Source organism: Rhizobium rhizoryzae (genome assembly GCF_011046895.1).
Taxonomy (GTDB): domain Bacteria; phylum Pseudomonadota; class Alphaproteobacteria; order Rhizobiales; family Rhizobiaceae; genus Neorhizobium; species Neorhizobium rhizoryzae.
Window position 1 is genome coordinate 377,089 of the sequence record NZ_CP049250.1, and the last position, 16,951, is coordinate 394,039.

A 16,951-nucleotide genomic window follows, 5' to 3' on the forward strand; every position below is an offset into this window, starting at 1 on the left:
AAGCGAGGAGTGCTGGCGACTCCGCCTCAAGGAAAGCCAGTCGGTGATGTGTAGGCCGGCCACGAACCGCAAGACACCATCGTACAGCTTCTACCGCAGCCCCGTGGGCGGGATCGAGGTGCGTCATGCCGATGTTGCGCAGTGTGCGCCGTGCATTCTCTGTGAAAATTTCTCTTCCCGACATCATGGCGTCATCCCTGGTCTGGTGTCCGGTTCTTGAAGTGCCGCTGCGAGTGCGGAGGTGAGGCGTCGAACCTCGGCCTGAGCGGCGGCGGCACGCGCCCGGGCCTGGCGGGCGCTGAAGCGCGCCTCCGCGGCCTCTTTCTCCGCAGAAAGTCGCGCGCCTTTTTCGCGCTTCGCAGTCTCTTCCGCGGCTTTCGCAATGGCTTGGGCAGCGGTAAGATCACGAGCAAATTCTTCCCGGATACGCGACCGGATTCGGGATTCCTGAATTCCGTCCACCATGGCCCGTACCGCGCCACCGATTCCTGAGAAACGGTCGACCGAAGCCTTGACGTTTATTGCTTCGGCTTTGATACCGGCCGCCTCGGTCTGCACTCTCGCTACGTACGTCTGGCCCTGCCGCCTGATAACCTCAGCGCGATCCTTCGCGATCTGGAGCGCCTTCGCCTGTGTCTGCTCCGCCTTCCATTGCTCACGTGTCAAGTGACGACGGGCGGGACCGATGCGTGTCAGGCCGCAATGGACAGCAACAGTCCGGTGGTAGGAGTCCTGCCATTCGCGCATCGCTGACTTGTAGGCGACGTCGGCCCTCTTGTTCAGCGCCTTGGCATCCTCGCCATTGCGAGCACCGGCGGCCTTAACATCCCTCTTTGCGATTACGCCCGGGTGATAGAGGCCCGCCCGCAGCTCGGGATCATGGGTCGGGAGGACGAAGGCATGGATATGCCACTGCTTTTCGTCGGTATGTCGGATGACAGATTTGAGTGCGGGGCCGTACTGCTCCCGCAACCATCCGATCGTGCGTCGCTCCCAGTCCCGGACTTCAGCAGCCATCTTCGGCTCAGCGAGAACCTGTTCGACTGTGTACGGATGCGAAGCCACGACGGTGTGAAGGGTCTTTTGAGTCGACGCGATTTTGCGCAGCTTCCCCCGAGCTCCCGGCGTCATCGCCGCCGACGCTGCGGCGTCGTGCATCTGGCGGACCTCATCGACGCCGACGCCGAAGATCACCGTGGGAGGTTTCGGCTCCGCGACGTGAACCGACGCTATAGGCTTGCGGGAAGCCTCGTCGAGAATAAAATCCGTAGACCGGCCTGTCGCATCAGGCTTGCGGCTCCACGATTCCAGATGGACAAACTGGTAGGCCATGAGTGTGCCTCACCAGTTCAAGAGGATGATCAGGATATTGAAGTCGAGGCTGGGATGATCATCAGGCCGAGGCATCGCTGGTACTCAGGAGAATGTCTCAGCGTGCTCCCGGATACGGCCGGCGGAAAGCAAAAAGAACAACCGTAGTGACCGACTACAGTCATTCGCGGGGCTCATGACATCGGCTCTCCGAGGGCCGCGGCGCGGAGCCTCATGAAAGCCAAGTAGCATAACGAGAGTCTAGGTATCGGACTCGACGCGATTCCACTCTAGTCGACGGGCGCTCCAATGTTCGTTAATCTGCTGAACAAAATCTGGCCTCACAATTTTCGCTCGCATCTCACAAAATCCATTAGCCTCCGCTTTAATGATGAGTCCTTCAACGCTCCCATGTCGGAACTTGCTCTCGCTACTCATGAGCAACGAGACGAGATTGTTCCGATCGAAAAAGCCCTCAGCAACGCGAGGTGTAGTTGATAGACCAGTTACGTAGGCAAACTGGTCACGCCTTACCGTGTCCCAGAAAGCTCGTTCAACCTTTGAGTAAACGTCGAAAAGAAGGAACCAGTCATTAAGTCGGTCATAACTCAGAGAATGTTTCGCCGCGCACCACTCGCCAAACAATATAAGATTCGGCGTGATGCTTTTCACAAGTTCATACTGGTGGCCGGAAAACCAGGAAGCTAATCGCGAGAACTGTCCCCTGTATGGCTTCTCCAGATACGAACCGCGATTTTGAAAACGAAACTCACCGCTACTATCGACCGAAATACCTAAATTTGCACCATCGACTTTTTCTTCAACAATCAGTTTTCTCGAGAGAATTTTGTCTACTTCTTGAGTAGACAACACCTTATCCCCCCTTGCTTCGCCAGTTCCTAGCCAAAGAAGGTGCGGTGTATGCGGAAATTTCCAGAACTCATTCATGGTACTTTTGGAGGCTCTTTGTCGGGAAACTTGTTCGAGTAGAATTTACAAGCGTCTTCCTCACAAAGGAACTCTACCAAGACGCCTTTTTCCTTCAATCTCGGCCACCAATCTAGCCATTTGCAGTCCGCAGCCTGCAGGATTGGGGGTTTCTGAGCATGAGAGTTCGCGACAGCAGCAAACTTCCTATCTGGAGCGTCGAAATGTTTCTCTAACTCGCTATCCGGAAACTCTGTGAATATGTTCTCGTCAAGCTCAGTAATTGTGACTTGGTGGACACGAGCAACGTTCCGCTGGTTTTGCAATAGCCACTTTAAAAAAACGTCGCCCACGCTCTTCGGTCGGTTCGGATTGGTCTTGTTCTGGTACTCGGATAAGATGCGATAGCCGTCATCGATAACCACGATGCCATTCTTTTGTATTTCTAAAAGCTGCTTAACGCATGTCTCTCTGCACGCCGCAGAAACGTCTGCATGACTTCCGTTAGCAACAAGCAAGACATTGGTGTCGATGACTCGATGAGGCATGTCAATTCTGCTTCCGATTCATTGCAGCGATAGTTCTAGCGGCTATATCCGCCATCTCGTCACCAAAGAAATTCTCCGGCCAATTTGCTATTTCACCATCAGCGTCCAGCTGCAGAGCTTCGATATGAGCGGTGCCTCTTCTGTTGTTAACGAAATAGATCGCCACGTCATCGGGTTCGAGCTCCCCTTCTGCGACGCGTCGCTGTAAGCGACTCAAGAAATGCTCAGAGTGCGTCTCGATGATCAGTTGAGTGTTTCGAGGCTGGCCGTCCTCGTTAGAACGGATCGCGGATATAAACGCGTCTGCCAAAACGGACTGTGCCATCGGATGTAGATGTATTTCAGGCTGCTCCATCCAAACAGTCGCACCCGGAGGCGCGTAAAACGCTTGTACGAGCGCAGGAAGCACTTGTGAGACGCCGAACCCAACATCGGTTAGCTTAACCTCTGGTGAATTTGCTTGCGTTCTAACAATAACCTCGAACTCTTTTCGACCCGCCGCGAGAGGTTTAACCTCGAAGCTTGCGATTATTCCCATGTCAACAAGCCACGAGGCGACGAACTCATCGAAGCGCTTCTTCTTCTTTCCATGACCTCGGTTCAACATGCGTCCGGCATGCGCCGCTGAAAGCAGCGCGGGGATCGCGTATTCTCCCTCTTGCCCAACGTCTGGAGGAGTGTCACCAGACCATTGATAGACACGCCTGGGTGGACTGCGAAGTGGCCCGAGATAGAATAAGTCATCCAAAACTCTCTCGGTTTCCAAAGCAAAGTCAGCAAGAAAGTCAGCATTTTGATATCGCAGCATCGTGCGATCAGCGAAGCGATAGAACTTCTCCGGTGGCTCAGCCGGCCATTTCCGGCCTTGCGCATGTACAAGACGCATGGGCTGTGACTCGACAGTTCCGCTATTTCCGTCGCGCCGGTGTATCACCTCTAGCGTCCGCTTCTTTGCTTGGTAGAGGCGGTAGCTTATCTCCGCAGTCTGTGGTTGACTTGTCTTATCCGCTCGGATCACTGAACTGAGTGCCAATTGATCACCAACGTACTGCTCATTTTTTGCCAGTGGATTGTTTACCGCCAATGGCCGCGGCAGCTTCCAACGCAGCGAAAAATCCAGAGTACGTGAAACGTCATGACCATGCAGACAATCCTCGAAGGTGCCGAGATCAATCAGCGAATTCTCATCACCAAGGTGTAGTGCTCTCCTGCGGTCCGACAGTTGGACTGTTTGCTTGAGCGCTAGTAGCAAATGCCCCAAACTGGATTTACCTGAGCTGTTCCCTCCAAATATCACCGTCATAGGTGCGATACGGACATGCCCAGTATCCTCCCAGGCTTTGAAGTTCTTAATCCGGAGTTCAGTTAACATTCACAATTCCACGCCACTTATCGTTGTCCCGATTCGAACATTACTACCTCATCTCAGCTTAACAAATTGTGTTTTTACTGGGCGGGTAGGCAAAACGCGAGCGGGCAAACTCGCCGGGTGGACGCACCGGCGCTATGCCGGTCCGATTTGGTCTAACTAGGAATCGTCCAAACGCGGAACCAAATGTTCCAAACGTGTTCCACAGAGAATTGCACAACCGATGAACGGTCGGAAAAGGGGAAGACACATGACTCCCCTCTCCCGGTAAGTCCTTGTGACATATGAACTTATCGGGAGAGGGGAATGGTACGGTTGAGTGGGGTCGAACCACCGACCTCAGGTGCCACAAACCTGCGCTCTAACCAACTGAGCTACAACCGCACATCAGGCTGCGGACCGTTCGATCCGCTGCTCTGCGGCGTGACATAAGGGGATTGCGTTGTTTTTGCAAGCCCTTCTTTTGCCCCGCATGCAAAAATGGCCGGACACGAATGTCCGGCCTATCCTTGGGAGGATATACGTATCAGGCAGTCTTGAAAGTAGACATTGCCTTTTCAGCCGCATCCTTGGCAGGCTTGGACACGTCTTCCGAAACCTTGCGCGCTGTTTCCTGCAAAGCCTTGGCCTGCTCGACCGCAACTTCAGCCTGCTTGCGGATGAAGGCCGTCTGAAGCTCGATCAACTGCGCCACGGACTTGACGCCCAGGAGCGATTCCATGTGCGTCAGCGACAGGTCAGCATTGGTACGCATTGCGTCGATGGCCTTCAGGCCGATTTCGACAGAGGCGGACTGGGCCGTCTGCATGGTGGTTTCCACAACCTTGGTCGCTTCCTCAGCAGCGTCCTTCATCTTGGTAAAGGCTTCGCGGGACTGCGTTGCGCCCTTCTCGGCGAATTCACGGAAGCTGTCCGTCAGCTTGCTCGGATCGAAGGTCGAGAACGAGAAAATGTCATCAGTTCTGTATGCCATGTGATCTGTCCTTTTTTCGGTGAGCCCCAATCAGGAAAGCTCCATGACCTTCTATATAGACCATTCCGTTGTGCGTTGCAATATTTTTGTGCGGTGCACAATAAGATTTTACAGATTAACCCTGTTCGGGTTTTATTCTCCCTGCCGCATGGACGCCCGAGGGCTGGGAAGTTACTAACAATGTGTTAATCTACCGTCTTAACAAATGGTGACGGTCCCGGTGCAAGGAAGCTTCATGTCCTCTGTACAGTACCCATTCATTGATCTTGCCGTGCATGAGCGCGTGAGGCTGAACTATGCCGCGGGCAAAGCGGTGATCATCTTCTCGGCTGCAATGGATGAGGTGATCTGGGCCAATGGGGCCGGTGCGCAGCTTTTCGGCCAGGCCAGCATTTATGATCTGATCGAACAGGGGCCGCCCGCAACCGACCTGACCTTCAGGCAGGCCAAGGCCAGCGCGCGCCCCTTGCAGAGCACCGGAGACACGCGCAGTTTTCTCATTCGCATGACTGCGGGTTTTGACCGGGTGACCGTACAAGCGAATCTGGAACTCATTTCCCTTCCAAACGGCGAACATGCCGTGCTTCTTGCGGTCCCGGCTGGCGAGGCGCAACCGGCAAGCCTGACCAGCGCGAGCCAGATGCTGCAGGGTTTCGATGACCCTTCCACCCATATGGCCGTTCTGGACCATCAGGGGGACGTAATCACCGCCTCGTCCGGCTTTTCCGGGCTTTCCTTGTCTTCCCAGACGATACAGTTGCTGGTGAGGCTTGCCGGGTCCGGACCGGACCGGCTTATCAAACGCGCCGTACCGACCGATTTCGGAAGCCTTCCGACAGCCATTGCGCGCCTGAGCGATGAGCCAGCTCTTTACCTTGTGATGCTTGTTCAACCCTCCCCGACCGTCGAAGCGGTTGAAACAGAGACTGCAGTCGCGGAGGATCGTGTCGCGGATCAACCGACCGCCAGCGGCACTGTCGCGGACGCTGCATTCGAGACGGCGCTTGATGCCGTAACTTCCATCGATGACATGGAGGAGGAACTCGACGAGGATCCAGACTTTGTGTCGCAGGGCGATGAAGATCCGGCAGACCATGCAGACATCGTTGACGAGACGGAGACTTCCGCAGCGGTTGTCGAACCCCTGAAAGAGAGCGTCGCAAACAGCGCGCTCATTCCTGACGCCAGCGACCTGGAGAGCCCGGCAACAGAGCCAGTATCCATCCACCGGTCGTTGCGCCGCGAGACGCGTGCCACGCGTTTTGTCTGGAAAATCGATGCCGATGGCTATTTCAGCGAGATCTCGCCGGAATTGGCCGCATCCGTTGGGCCGCACGCCGCAGAAATCGTCGGCCTTTCCTTCACGGACGTGGCTGCCTTGTTCAATCTCGATCCGGAAGGAAAGATTGCCGAATTGCTGAATCGGCGTGACACCTGGTCCGGCAAGACAATCTGGTGGCCTGTGGAGGGTACATCGGCAGTCGTGCCCATCGATTTGGCAGCACTTCCAACCTATTCGCGCAATCGGGAATTCGATGGCTTCCGGGGTTTTGGCATCATCCGGCTTGCGGACGCGGAAGAGGACGAGAACGCAATCGGCCTGACGTTCCTGGAAACCGGTTCGGATCCGGTGATTGCAGAGGATGCGACGCAGGATGAGAGCGCAGCCGAAGAAGCGCCAGACGCAACGAACGACGCAGCGAATGGCGATGGAACGGTCGAGAACCTTGAGCTGACACCGGTTGTCATTGCGGCGGAATCTCAAGACGCGCAGGTTGCGACAACAGAGGTTGAAGCCGAAACCGTGCCGCAGTCCGACGACGCCGCTTCTCAAATGGCGGGCGATGAACCGGCTGATGCGGATGCATCGCAACCCATCGCTGAGACGACGGACGAGAGCGCGACCACTGATGACGCGGTAACGGAGGAAGAGGTCGAGGCCTATTATGTCGAGCTGGACGAGTGGGTTCCAGAGGAAGGCGACGAGAGGGCTACACCGACTGACGCGCCTGCTGCAATCAATACTCCGATCCCCCTGCCCGCATTCGAAAAGCCCGTTCTGCGCATTATCGAAAATCCGGGCCTGCGTTATTCCGACAAGGTTATCCGTTTCGACGAACGCCGGAGCAATCTGCAGGATGGCCTGACGGCGGGCGAACAGGCAGCGTTTCGCGAGATCGCCCGGAAGCTGGACGCGTTTCGCCGCGGTGAGGATCCGAAAACGGAAAAGCCGAAAGTCACAGCTGAGGAACAGCAGGATCCGAAGCCGAGCGACGTGCAGGCAGTGGACACTCCCGAGACAGAGGCAGAGGCAGACAGTAATGTAGCGCCGATTGCTTCTGCTTCGGCCGCATCCTTTGCGCCCCGCTCGCTGCTCGAAGCTGACGAAGAGCCGGTTTTGGATGCCGCAACGCCTCAGCCAGAAGAAACCGGCACGGACAACCTTCCGGAGCCTGTCGAGCACGATCTCGAGCTATCTGACGAGCCTGTCGATTCAGCCGATCCCGACGTGCAGGCAGAAGAAAATGAAGCGGTAAAGGATGACGAGACCGCTGCCGACGATGACCGAATCTCGCTTGCAGAAGCCTATGCGCAGGCCATTCCCTTGCGTCCCCGGCCGGAATTGACAGCCGAGATCATCGATCAGATGCCAGTCGCTCTGCTGGTCCATAGCGGCGACACCCTTATCCATGCCAATCCGGAGTTCCTGCGCCTCACGGGCTATGCGGGTCTTGATAATCTTAATGCCGTGGGCGGTCTCGATGCGCTTTTGCAGCGTCAGGATCTCGACGACAAGACGCACGAAGCGGGCGGGATGGTTGTGGTTCGCGAGGATGATTCCATCGTTCCCGTGGCGGCGCGGTTGCAATCCGTTCGCTACGATGGCGCAACGGCTCTCATTCTCGCCTTGATGCCGAGCCAGGCCACTGTGGAGATGACAGAGCCTTCCACAGACGCGGCACCGGCTATGTCAGCAGAGGTGCTGGAAGAGCAGGCGCGGCAGGCGGGCGAGATTTCCCGTCTGCAGGTCGAAGTCGAGGAATTGCGGGCAATCCTGGATACCGCGACAGACGGCGTTGTGTTGATGGGTGCTGACGGAACTATCCGTTCCATGAACCGGGCCGCCAACGCGCTGTTCAACTATGATAACGAGCAGACCAGCGGAAAGCCGTTCGTCATGCTGTTTGCCCATGAGAGTCAGAAATCCGTTCTCGATTACCTGCATGGTCTCAGCAGCCACGGCGTCGTCAGCCTGTTGAACGATGGGCGTGAGGTGATCGGGCGTGAAGCGGGCGGTGGTTTCGTTCCGCTTTTCATGACAATCGGCAAACTGACGTCCTCCAATGGCTATTGCGCGGTCATTCGCGATATCACCCAGTGGAAGCGGACCGAGGACGAGTTGCGCAGCGCCAAGCGCGCAGCCGAAACGGCGAACGCCCACAAGAGCGACTTCCTCGCGCATGTCAGCCACGAGATCCGCACACCGCTGAACGCAATCATAGGCTTTGCCGACATGATGGCGACCGAGCGGCTAGGCCCTATCGGACACGCACGCTACATCGAATACGCCAACGACATCGGCCGCTCAGGACGCCATGTCCTCGATATCGTCAACGATCTTCTGGATATCTCCAAGATCGAGGCGGGAGAGATGGAACTGGATTTCGTCTCGGTGGGCCTCAACGAGACGATTGCCGAAGCTGTCTCGCTTGTTCAGCCGCAGGCAAATACCCAGCGCGTCATCATCCGCACAGCGCTCAGCCATTCTGTGCCTCCGGTGGTGGCAGATCTTCGCTCGGTCAAGCAGATCGTCCTCAACATCCTGTCCAACGCCATTCGCTTCACGCCGTCCGGGGGACAGATCGTGGTTTCCACGTCCTACGAGACCAATGGAAGCGTGGTGCTGCGGGTGCGCGACACGGGCATCGGGATGACACGCTCCGAACTCGAACTGGCGATGAAGCCGTTCCGGCAGGTGGCCGGTGCGTCTCGGAAGCGTGGTGACGGAACCGGGCTTGGTCTTCCTCTGACGAAGGCTATGGTAGACGCCAATCGCGCTGTGTTTACCATCCATTCGGCACCAAACGAAGGAACACTGGTCGAGATCACCTTCCCCTCGCCGCGTGTGCTGGCGAATTGAACGGATCGCGTAGGACGGCATTCCGATTCCTGATGTCTTGATGTAGAGGGACCGGACGAAGAAGGGATGCCGGTTTTGCCTCCAGCCAGTCATGATTATCCGCGCGTGGTGAAGGAAGAGACACGCTCGCTCGCCGTCCTGGCGGTGCTCATCGCACTGATATCGGCCATGCCGCTCGGTGCGGTGGTCTGGATCGCCGTTTCCGGCAGTACGGACAGCCTCTCTCATGTCTTCGTCAATGTGCTGCCAAAGGCCGCGAGCCGGACGTTTCTTCTCGTGAGCATGACCGGAGTGCTCAGCGCCCTCTTCGGTATTGCGACGGCATGGCTCGTAACCACGTTCGAATTTCCATTCAGGCGCATCCTGTCGGTCGCACTCGTCTTGCCGCTTGCGATCCCCTCCTACATCGCAGCCTATACCTTCGTGGAATCCCTTGACTACACAGGGCCTCTCCAGACGGCACTCCGGTCGATCCTTGGCTTCAAGACAGCTCGCGACTACTGGTTTCCAGACATCCGGTCGCTCAGTGGCGCCGTGCTGATCCTGTCCAGCGTGCTTTACCCCTATATCTATCTCGCTTGCCGGGCGACATTCCTGATGCAGGGGCGAGCGGCAAGCGATGTGGCGCGCACGCTGGGTTCGGGGCTCTGGCGAACGCTCTGGCGAATTCAGCTCCCCATGGCGAGACCCGCCATTGTGATCGGCCTGACCCTGGTTGCGATGGAAACGCTGAATGATATCGGCGCGGTTGAATATCTCGGCGTCAACACGATCACCTTCTCGATCTACGACAGCTGGCTCAACCGCGGTAGTCTGTCCGGTGCTGCACAGCTGGCACTCGTGTTGCTTGCCGTTGTTATTGTTCTGATTTCCATCGAGCGGATCGCACGGCGTCGCCAGCGTTTTTCCGCAAACAGGACGACATCCAGCGTGAATGACCATGTGCGGCGTCCGCTTGGCTTCGGGAGCGGCTCGCTGGCCGCTGTCGCCTGTCTTCTGCCTGTTGCGCTGGGCTTCCTTCTCCCCTTCGCAATGCTGGTGCATTATGCAAGCATCCGGCTGGAACTGCTTGCAGAACCGAAACTGATCAAGGCCTTGTGGAACAGCGTGCAGGTTTCGGGCGCCGCAGCACTGGCAACGGTGATGATCGGCTTCATGCTTGCCTACACGCACCGCAAGGACACAAGCCATTCTACCCGGTTGGCAGGTCGCATCGCGTCACTCGGCTATGGCATGCCGGGAACCGTGCTTGCAATCGGCGTCCTGTTTCCGCTTGCCGCCTTCGACAACACGTTGGACGCGATCCTGCGTGCGCATCTGGGCATTTCCACGGGCCTGCTTCTTTCGGGCTCCGGCTTCGCCATCTTCTATGCCTGCAGCGTGCGCTTTCTGACGATGGCGGAGGGTACGGTGGATGCCGGTTTCCAGAAGCTTTCGCCGCATCTCGATATGGCGGCAAGAACGCTGGGCCGAAACCGACGACAAACCTTGCTGTTCGTCCTTCTGCCAAACATGCGGCCAGCGCTGCTGACGGCCGGCCTCTTCGTGTTCGTCGAGACCATGAAGGAACTGTCCGCCACGATCCTGCTGCGCCCCTTCAACTTCAACACGCTGGCGACGCTGGTCTATGAGGATGCATCGAGAGCGCAAGTGGAAGATGCCTCCGTCGCCGCCCTCATCATCGTGCTGGTCGGTCTCATTCCGGTTCTTTTTGTATCCAGAACAATGGAGCGCTGAGAATCAGGAACAACACTGCCAAAAACCCAATGGCAGACAGAAAAAAAGGCAGCCGGGGCTGCCTTTGAGTTTATGGTATGCTGATGGATTATCTCCGGAGCGACCCATAGTGACAATTCTCTTGCCGCCTCATGGGCCGATACCTGATCGTCTCCTCTGCGCCTTAACAAGACATTAAAATACGACACCTTGTTATGATGGATGGATCGTTGGTTCACCAGATGACAATTTCGCCCCACAATGAAACAAATCCATTTCGATTCACGATTTTAGCACATCCAGATCGGCAAAGAGATCCAGCGCTTCCGGGTTGGCCAAGGCTTCCTTGTTTTTCACCGGACGACCATGAACCACTTCCCTCACGGCAAGCTCAACGATCTTGCCAGACTTGGTGCGGGGAATATCCGTAACCGCAATGATCCTGGCTGGCACATGCCGCGGTGTGCAGCGGGTACGGATCCGGTTCTTGATGGCCGCCACCAGATTGTCGTCGAGCGTGTAGCCATTGGCCAGGCGCACGAAGAGGATGACGCGGACGTCATCGTCCCAGTCCTGACCGATGCAAAGCGCTTCAAGCACTTCCGGCATCTGCTCAACCTGATTGTAGATTTCTGCGGTGCCGATGCGCACACCGCCGGGATTGAGCGTTGCATCCGAACGTCCATGAATGACGAGACCGCCATGGCTCGTCCACTCGGCAAAGTCGCCATGGCACCAGACATTGTCGAAACGCTCGAAATAGGCGGCGCGATATTTCTTGCCGTCCGGATCGTTCCAGAACATCACCGGCATTGAGGGGAAAGCCTTCGTGCAGACGAGTTCACCCTTTTCGCCGCGCACGGATTGCCCGTCATCGTTCCAGACATCCATCGCCAGTCCAAGACCCGGCCCCTGGATCTCACCGCGCCAGACAGGCTTGAGCGGATTGCCGAGCACGAAGCAGGACACGATGTCGGTGCCTCCAGAGATGGACGCCAGATGCACGTCCCGCTTGATGCCCTCGTAGACGAAGGTGAAACCCTCCGGCGAGAGAGGTGATCCCGTTGAGGTGATCAGACGCAAGGCGCTCAGATCGTGTGATTTCAACGGCTCCAGACCGCTCTTCCGAACCGCGTCGATATATTTGGCGGAGGTGCCGAAAACCGCAAATTTCTCTTCTGCAGCGTAATCGAATAGCACGCTTCCGTTCGGCGCAAACGGGGACCCGTCGAAAAGGCAGAGCGTTGCACCAGCGGCGAGGCCGGAAGCCAGCCAGTTCCACATCATCCAGCCGCAGGTGGTGAAGTAGAACAGACGGTCGCCAGGCTGGATGCCGCAGTGGAGCACATGTTCCTTTAGATGCTGCAAGAGAGTTCCGCCGGCAGAGTGCACGATGCACTTCGGAACTCCGGTGGTGCCGGAGGAGAACAGGATGTAGAGCGGGTGCGAAAAGGGAAGCTGCCGGAACTCAAGCGGCCGGACCTCAAAACCTTCAACAAACTGCTCCAGCGTCCGGGCATTCGGGATTGACCCGGCCAATGCGGCGGCATCTCCCGCATAGGGAACAACCAGAACCGGCACCTTGAGTTCGGCAGCCACATCCCGCACCTTGGCAGAGACATCCTGCAGCTTGCCATTGTACCAGTAGCCGTCGCAGGTGATGAACAGCTTCGGCTCGATCTGACCAAACCGGTCGAGCACGCCTTGCGGACCGAAATCAGGGGAGCATGACGACCAGATGGCACCGAGGGACGTTGCCGCAAGCATGCAGGCGATCGTCTCCGGCAGGTTCGGCATCATGGCTGCAACGCGATCTCCCTCGCCTATGCCCATTGCCGCAAAAGCCTGCTGCAGACGGGAGACTCGACCCTTCAACTCATCCCAGCTCCAGCGATAGGACACCTTGTCCTCACCCCGGAAAATCAGGGCATCAGTTTCACCGGATTGCCTGAGAAGATTCTGGGCAAAGTTCAGCCGCGCATCGGGAAAGAAACGGGCCTCCAGCATGCGACCGTCATCGATCAGCGCATGCTCCCCCTTCTCGCCCTCGACACCGCAAAAATCCCAGATGGCGGACCAGAATTTATCCCGATTCTCCACCGACCAGACATGAAGTGCATCCACATCCGGGAATGTTGTCCCTTCGCGCTCGCTCAACCATGTCATGAAACGCGACAATGGCTGCGCGTTCTTGAAGTCTTCGCTCGGCGTCCAAAGCGGCATTTCAATTGTCATCAGCATACACCTCCACCCTGATCGCCAAGCTATAACATGTTGCACTGCAAGATAAAGAGCTCGAGCCGCTGTTGTTTGCAAGGCAGCAATAAATCCGGTAACCCACAAGGCAAACGACAATGCGACACAATCTAAACACGTGAAAACTCAGTCTATGTACCAGAACCTGCTCCGTACCATGCCGGTCCGAATTGCCCTTGCGGCGGGTGGGCTCGTGCTTGTCTTGCTGGTTTTGTTCCGCCTGCTTTCGCCGCTGCTTGTTTCCTCCGATCTCGTTCGTGAGCGCATGGAAAGCGCAGTCGAGGAATGGCTGGGCCATGATGTGGTCATCCGAGGAACGCCTTCGCTCAGCTTCTGGCCCCGACCGGTTGTCAAGATTGATGATATCGCCATCCGCCAAGAAGACAGACCCGATGCTCCCATACTTGGCCATGTGACATCGCTGTCGGCACGGTTCAGCATCTGGGAGGCACTGCGGGGAACACCTGTGTTTCAGGACTTTACTCTGACGGAGCCGCAGGTCCTTCTGCGCCAAAATCAGGATGGGTCGTTGAACTGGAGTTCAGATGGCGTTCTTGGCCAAACCTTGCACAGACTCGGACAGTCTCAGTCTGCCGTTGACAACCAGTTGCAGCTTGAACGCGACCCGGTGATCGGCGACATTTCGATCGTTTCGGGCTCTCTGCGGATAGAAGACCGGACCGGACGCTCTATTCTGATCGACAAGATCGAGGGCAGCCTCGACTGGCCCCGGCTCTCAAGGTCTGCTCGCCTGCGAATCGAGGCTATCGCAAAGAATGAGCCTGTATCGCTGGATGTCAGCGCCGTGAACCCGCTGCTGCTGCTTGCCGGAAGGGGAAGCGAGGTGGATGCCACACTGCAGTCTCCGCTGGTAACAGCAAGCTTCCGCGGCGCCGCAGATCTGCAGCGTTATGCCTTCATGTCTGGTGACCTGAAGATTTCCGTGCCCAAAGTCGCAGAGGCTGTGACATGGGGAAATATCCCTGTCCACATCGCCGATCGACTGACCAACTTCTCGCTGACGGCCAAGCTGCTGACGATCGGAAACGTTCTGCGTTTCGACCAGCTTTCGGTCGCAGCCAACGGCACCAAAGGCACCGGGGTCATGGATCTGGCCATGGCGACAGCGTCCAGTCCACCTCGCCTGACGGGGACTCTCGCCTTCGATACCATCGACCTGGCCCGGCTCGGACATGTTATAGCCAGCGAGGATCAAACCATTGGCGCGGACAAAGCCAAGCGGGCCTCGCTTCTCGAACGCCAGATCGGCCTCGATGTGCGGTTTTCGGCAGCCTCGGCGGCACTTGGCCCGGTGACGCTCGACAATGCGGCAGTCAGCATCGTTTCGAATGCAAACCAGACGCAGATCGAGGTTCTGGATAGCGATCTCTTTCAGGGCAGCCTGACAGGCGAACTGACTTTGCTTCAGGTGCCGGAGCTTTCCACCAAGCTGAGGATTGCCGCAAAGGATGTCGATCTCGGCAGCCTTGGTAAAGCGCTTGCCTGGTCTTCACCATCCATCACGGGGACAGGCAGCCTGCAAGCCCGGATGAAGCTATCGAAGACACTATTACAGGCCTCTCCCGACGACGTGACTGGCGATTTTCGCTTTCAGGCAAAATCTGGAAGCATTGGGGGACTCGATCTTTCAAGGCTCATGACGCTGGCCGGAGGAACTTCGTATTTCTCCCTCCAGCAGGCGGGTCAAAGTTCCAGTAGTTTCGAAACATTGGAAGCGGTGGGCAAGATCAACGGCAGCAGCGCCGAACTCAGTTCCGCATCCATCGCTGTCGCACCCTATCGGCTCAGCCTGGCGGGTGTCATTCCCTATGAAACCCGAAGCCTGTCGCTTTCCGGCACAATCGAGAACGGAGTGGCCAGCCACAGGCTGTTCATCGGCGGTGCCTGGCCGAATCCGGTCATCTGGCCCATGCATGAGCAGTTTCAAATCCCGGGAACCTCAAGGCCCTGACGGGTTTTTCAGGTAGCCGCGCGGATGGCATCATGCTCATCGCGGATACGACGCAGCTCCGTTCGCTTTGAGCTGATGGATGCGCAGATCACACCGATCGTCACGAGACCGATCAAGATCGTACAGATGGCATTGATTTCCGGCGTCACGCCTAAGCGGACTTGCGAATAGATCTTGATGGGAAGCGTGGTGGCCCCGGGCCCCGTCGTGAAGCTTGCAATTACCAGATCATCCAGCGACAGCGTGAAGGCCAGCATCCAGCCCGAGATGATGGCAGGCGCGATGAGCGGCAGCGTAATGCGAAAGAAGGTCTTGACCGGCGGGCAGCCGAGATCCATGGCCGCCTCTTCCAGTGATCTGTCGAAGGTCAGCAGGCGCGACTGCACGATGACTGCCACATAGCACATGGTGAAGGTGGTATGAGCGATCGTTACCGTCCAGAAACCGCGGTCGATATTCATGGCCACGAACAGCAGCAACATGGACAGACCGGTGATTACTTCCGGCATGACAAGTGGTGCATAGATCATCCCGGTAAAGGGAATACGTCCCGGGAACCTTGGAAAGCGCACCAGCGTCAAGGCTGCGAGGGTTCCAAGGATCGTGCCGAGTGTCGCGCTCAGCATCCCGACCCGCGCGGTGACCCAGGCAGCATCCATGAGCCCCTGGTTGCTCCACATCACCCTGTACCACTCCAGCGAAAAGCCGCCCCAGACGGTGACCAGCTTTGACGCGTTGAACGAATAGACGATGAGAATGATGATCGGGATATAGAGGAAAGCGAAGCAGAGCGTCAGGACGGTGCTGTCGAAGCGCGACGGTTTCATGTCACGTCACCTTCCGCTGCTGGTTCTGGAAGATGACGATAGGAACGACCAGCGCGAGCAGCAGCAGAACGGCAACGGCAGACGCAAGCGGCCAGTCGCGATTGCCGAAGAACTCGGTCCAGAGCGTCTTGCCGATCATCAACGTGCTCGCGCCGCCCAGAAGATCGGGGATCACGAATTCGCCGGTGATCGGAATGAAGCAGATCATCGAGCCTGCGATGACGCCCGGCAGCGATAGCGGAAAAGTAATGCGCCAGAACGCTTTCCAGGGCGGGCAACCAAGGTCGCTTGCCGCCTCCAGAAGCGTGCCATCCATTTTTTCCAGAGCCGCGTAAAGCGGGAGGACCATGAAGGGCAGATAGGAATAAACTATACCGATGAAGACCGCCCAATCGGTGCGATAGATCTGAACCTGATCGTCCGGCCCCAGAATGTGGAGCGTCTGGAGCAGAAGTGTCAGCAGCCCCTCCGGCTTCAGGATGCCGATCCAGGCATAGACACGAATGAGAAAGGAGGTCCAGAAGGGCAAAATGACCAGCATCATCAGCGTTGGTCGGATCGTGCTGGGTGCCCGCGCCATGGCCAGCGCCATGGGGTATCCGATCAGCAGAAGCAGAAGAGTCGAGATGAAGGCAATGCGCAGGGAGGAGAGATAGGCATCGAGATAGAGAGGATCTTCGGTCAGGAAGCTGTAGTTATCGAGATCCAGCCCGGCGAAAAACGAGCCGATGTCACCGAAACCTTCGAAGACCGGCGTGTAGGGCGGCATGGCAATGGCCGTATCCGACAGGGATATCTTCAGGATGATGAAGAAGGGCGCGGCAAAGAACAGCACAAGCCAGATGTAGGGTATGGCCACGACGAGCCAGCGGGCGGGGTTGCGATGGGTCGGGGCTGCAATCTCTGCCATG

11 protein-coding genes and 1 tRNA gene are annotated in these 16,951 nt (G+C 57.2%); 3 read left to right on the forward strand and 9 right to left on the reverse strand.

Annotated elements, in window-relative coordinates:
• Nucleotides 1–183: 183 nt before the first annotated feature.
• The 6 genes from G6N80_RS08020 to G6N80_RS08045 all read right to left on the reverse strand — a co-directional run bounded on the left by G6N80_RS08020 (nt 184) and on the right by G6N80_RS08045 (nt 5,128).
• The gene (locus tag G6N80_RS08020) at nt 184–1,332 is read right to left on the reverse strand and encodes a plasmid recombination protein (protein ID WP_165132934.1); all 1,149 of its coding nucleotides are present in this window, start codon (nt 1,330–1,332) and stop codon (nt 184–186) included.
• A 240-nt stretch (nt 1,333–1,572) separates the two neighbouring features.
• Nucleotides 1,573–2,259 carry an RNA ligase family protein gene (locus G6N80_RS08025; RefSeq protein WP_165132937.1) on the reverse strand — a complete coding sequence of 229 codons (687 nt, stop codon included), beginning with the start codon at nt 2,257–2,259 and terminating at the stop codon, nt 1,573–1,575.
• On the reverse strand, nt 2,256–2,786 hold the full coding sequence (locus G6N80_RS08030) for a hypothetical protein (RefSeq protein ID WP_165132940.1): 531 nt from the start codon (nt 2,784–2,786) through the stop codon (nt 2,256–2,258). The genes G6N80_RS08025 and G6N80_RS08030 overlap by 4 nt, the downstream gene beginning before the upstream one ends.
• 1 nt (nt 2,787) lies before the next feature.
• On the reverse strand, nt 2,788–4,158 hold the full coding sequence (locus G6N80_RS08035) for a DUF3696 domain-containing protein (RefSeq protein WP_165132943.1): 1,371 nt from the start codon (nt 4,156–4,158) through the stop codon (nt 2,788–2,790).
• Between the two features lie 304 nt (nt 4,159–4,462).
• Nucleotides 4,463–4,539: transfer RNA gene (locus G6N80_RS08040), tRNA-His, on the reverse strand.
• A gap of 142 nt (nt 4,540–4,681) precedes the next feature.
• The gene (locus G6N80_RS08045) at nt 4,682–5,128 is read right to left on the reverse strand and encodes a phasin (RefSeq protein WP_062555406.1); all 447 of its coding nucleotides are present in this window, start codon (nt 5,126–5,128) and stop codon (nt 4,682–4,684) included.
• 235 nt (nt 5,129–5,363) lie between these two features.
• On the opposite strand from G6N80_RS08045, the gene G6N80_RS08050 reads away from it, so the two are divergent.
• Together G6N80_RS08050 and G6N80_RS08055 are read left to right on the forward strand one after the other, a co-directional pair.
• Nucleotides 5,364–9,269: an ATP-binding protein gene (locus G6N80_RS08050; RefSeq protein ID WP_165132946.1), complete on the forward strand. Its 3,906-nt coding sequence runs from the start codon at nt 5,364–5,366 to the stop codon at nt 9,267–9,269.
• A 168-nt stretch (nt 9,270–9,437) separates the two neighbouring features.
• On the forward strand, nt 9,438–11,006 hold the full coding sequence (locus G6N80_RS08055; RefSeq protein WP_246251527.1) for an ABC transporter permease: 1,569 nt from the start codon (nt 9,438–9,440) through the stop codon (nt 11,004–11,006).
• Between the two features lie 261 nt (nt 11,007–11,267).
• Here the strand turns inward: G6N80_RS08055 and G6N80_RS08060 are convergent, their stop codons facing one another.
• Nucleotides 11,268–13,220, reverse strand: coding sequence for an acetoacetate--CoA ligase (locus tag G6N80_RS08060; protein WP_165132952.1), 1,953 nt, complete (start codon nt 13,218–13,220; stop codon nt 11,268–11,270).
• Nucleotides 13,221–13,359: 139 nt separating this feature from the next.
• On the opposite strand from G6N80_RS08060, the gene G6N80_RS08065 reads away from it, so the two are divergent.
• Nucleotides 13,360–15,213, forward strand: a complete 1,854-nt coding sequence (locus tag G6N80_RS08065; protein ID WP_165132955.1) for an AsmA family protein — start codon at nt 13,360–13,362, stop codon at nt 15,211–15,213.
• An 8-nt stretch (nt 15,214–15,221) separates the two neighbouring features.
• On the opposite strand, the gene G6N80_RS08070 is transcribed toward G6N80_RS08065, so the two are convergent.
• Nucleotides 15,222–16,040, reverse strand: a complete 819-nt coding sequence (locus tag G6N80_RS08070) for an ABC transporter permease (RefSeq protein WP_062555403.1) — start codon at nt 16,038–16,040, stop codon at nt 15,222–15,224.
• 1 nt (nt 16,041) lies between these two features.
• Nucleotides 16,042–16,950 (reverse strand): ABC transporter permease subunit, encoded by a 909-nt coding sequence (locus G6N80_RS08075; RefSeq protein WP_062555402.1) that lies wholly within the window; start codon nt 16,948–16,950, stop codon nt 16,042–16,044.
• Nucleotide 16,951: the final 1 nt, after the last annotated feature.

Excerpts from the sequence above, each read along its gene's own strand:
- G6N80_RS08070 (WP_062555403.1), bottom strand. The coding sequence starts at position 16,040 with ATGAAACCGTCGCGCTTCGACAGCACCGTCCTGACGCTCTGCTTCGCT.
- G6N80_RS08035 (WP_165132943.1), bottom strand. The coding sequence starts at position 4,158 with ATGTTAACTGAACTCCGGATTAAGAACTTCAAAGCCTGGGAGGATACT.
- G6N80_RS08020 (WP_165132934.1), bottom strand. The coding sequence starts at position 1,332 with ATGGCCTACCAGTTTGTCCATCTGGAATCGTGGAGCCGCAAGCCTGAT.
- G6N80_RS08050 (WP_165132946.1), top strand. The coding sequence starts at position 5,364 with ATGTCCTCTGTACAGTACCCATTCATTGATCTTGCCGTGCATGAGCGC.
- G6N80_RS08045 (WP_062555406.1), bottom strand. The coding sequence starts at position 5,128 with ATGGCATACAGAACTGATGACATTTTCTCGTTCTCGACCTTCGATCCG.
- G6N80_RS08055 (WP_246251527.1), top strand. The coding sequence starts at position 9,438 with ATGCCGCTCGGTGCGGTGGTCTGGATCGCCGTTTCCGGCAGTACGGAC.
- G6N80_RS08030 (WP_165132940.1), bottom strand. The coding sequence starts at position 2,786 with ATGCCTCATCGAGTCATCGACACCAATGTCTTGCTTGTTGCTAACGGA.
- G6N80_RS08025 (WP_165132937.1), bottom strand. The coding sequence starts at position 2,259 with ATGAATGAGTTCTGGAAATTTCCGCATACACCGCACCTTCTTTGGCTA.
- G6N80_RS08060 (WP_165132952.1), bottom strand. The coding sequence starts at position 13,220 with ATGACAATTGAAATGCCGCTTTGGACGCCGAGCGAAGACTTCAAGAAC.
- G6N80_RS08075 (WP_062555402.1), bottom strand. The coding sequence starts at position 16,950 with ATGGCAGAGATTGCAGCCCCGACCCATCGCAACCCCGCCCGCTGGCTC.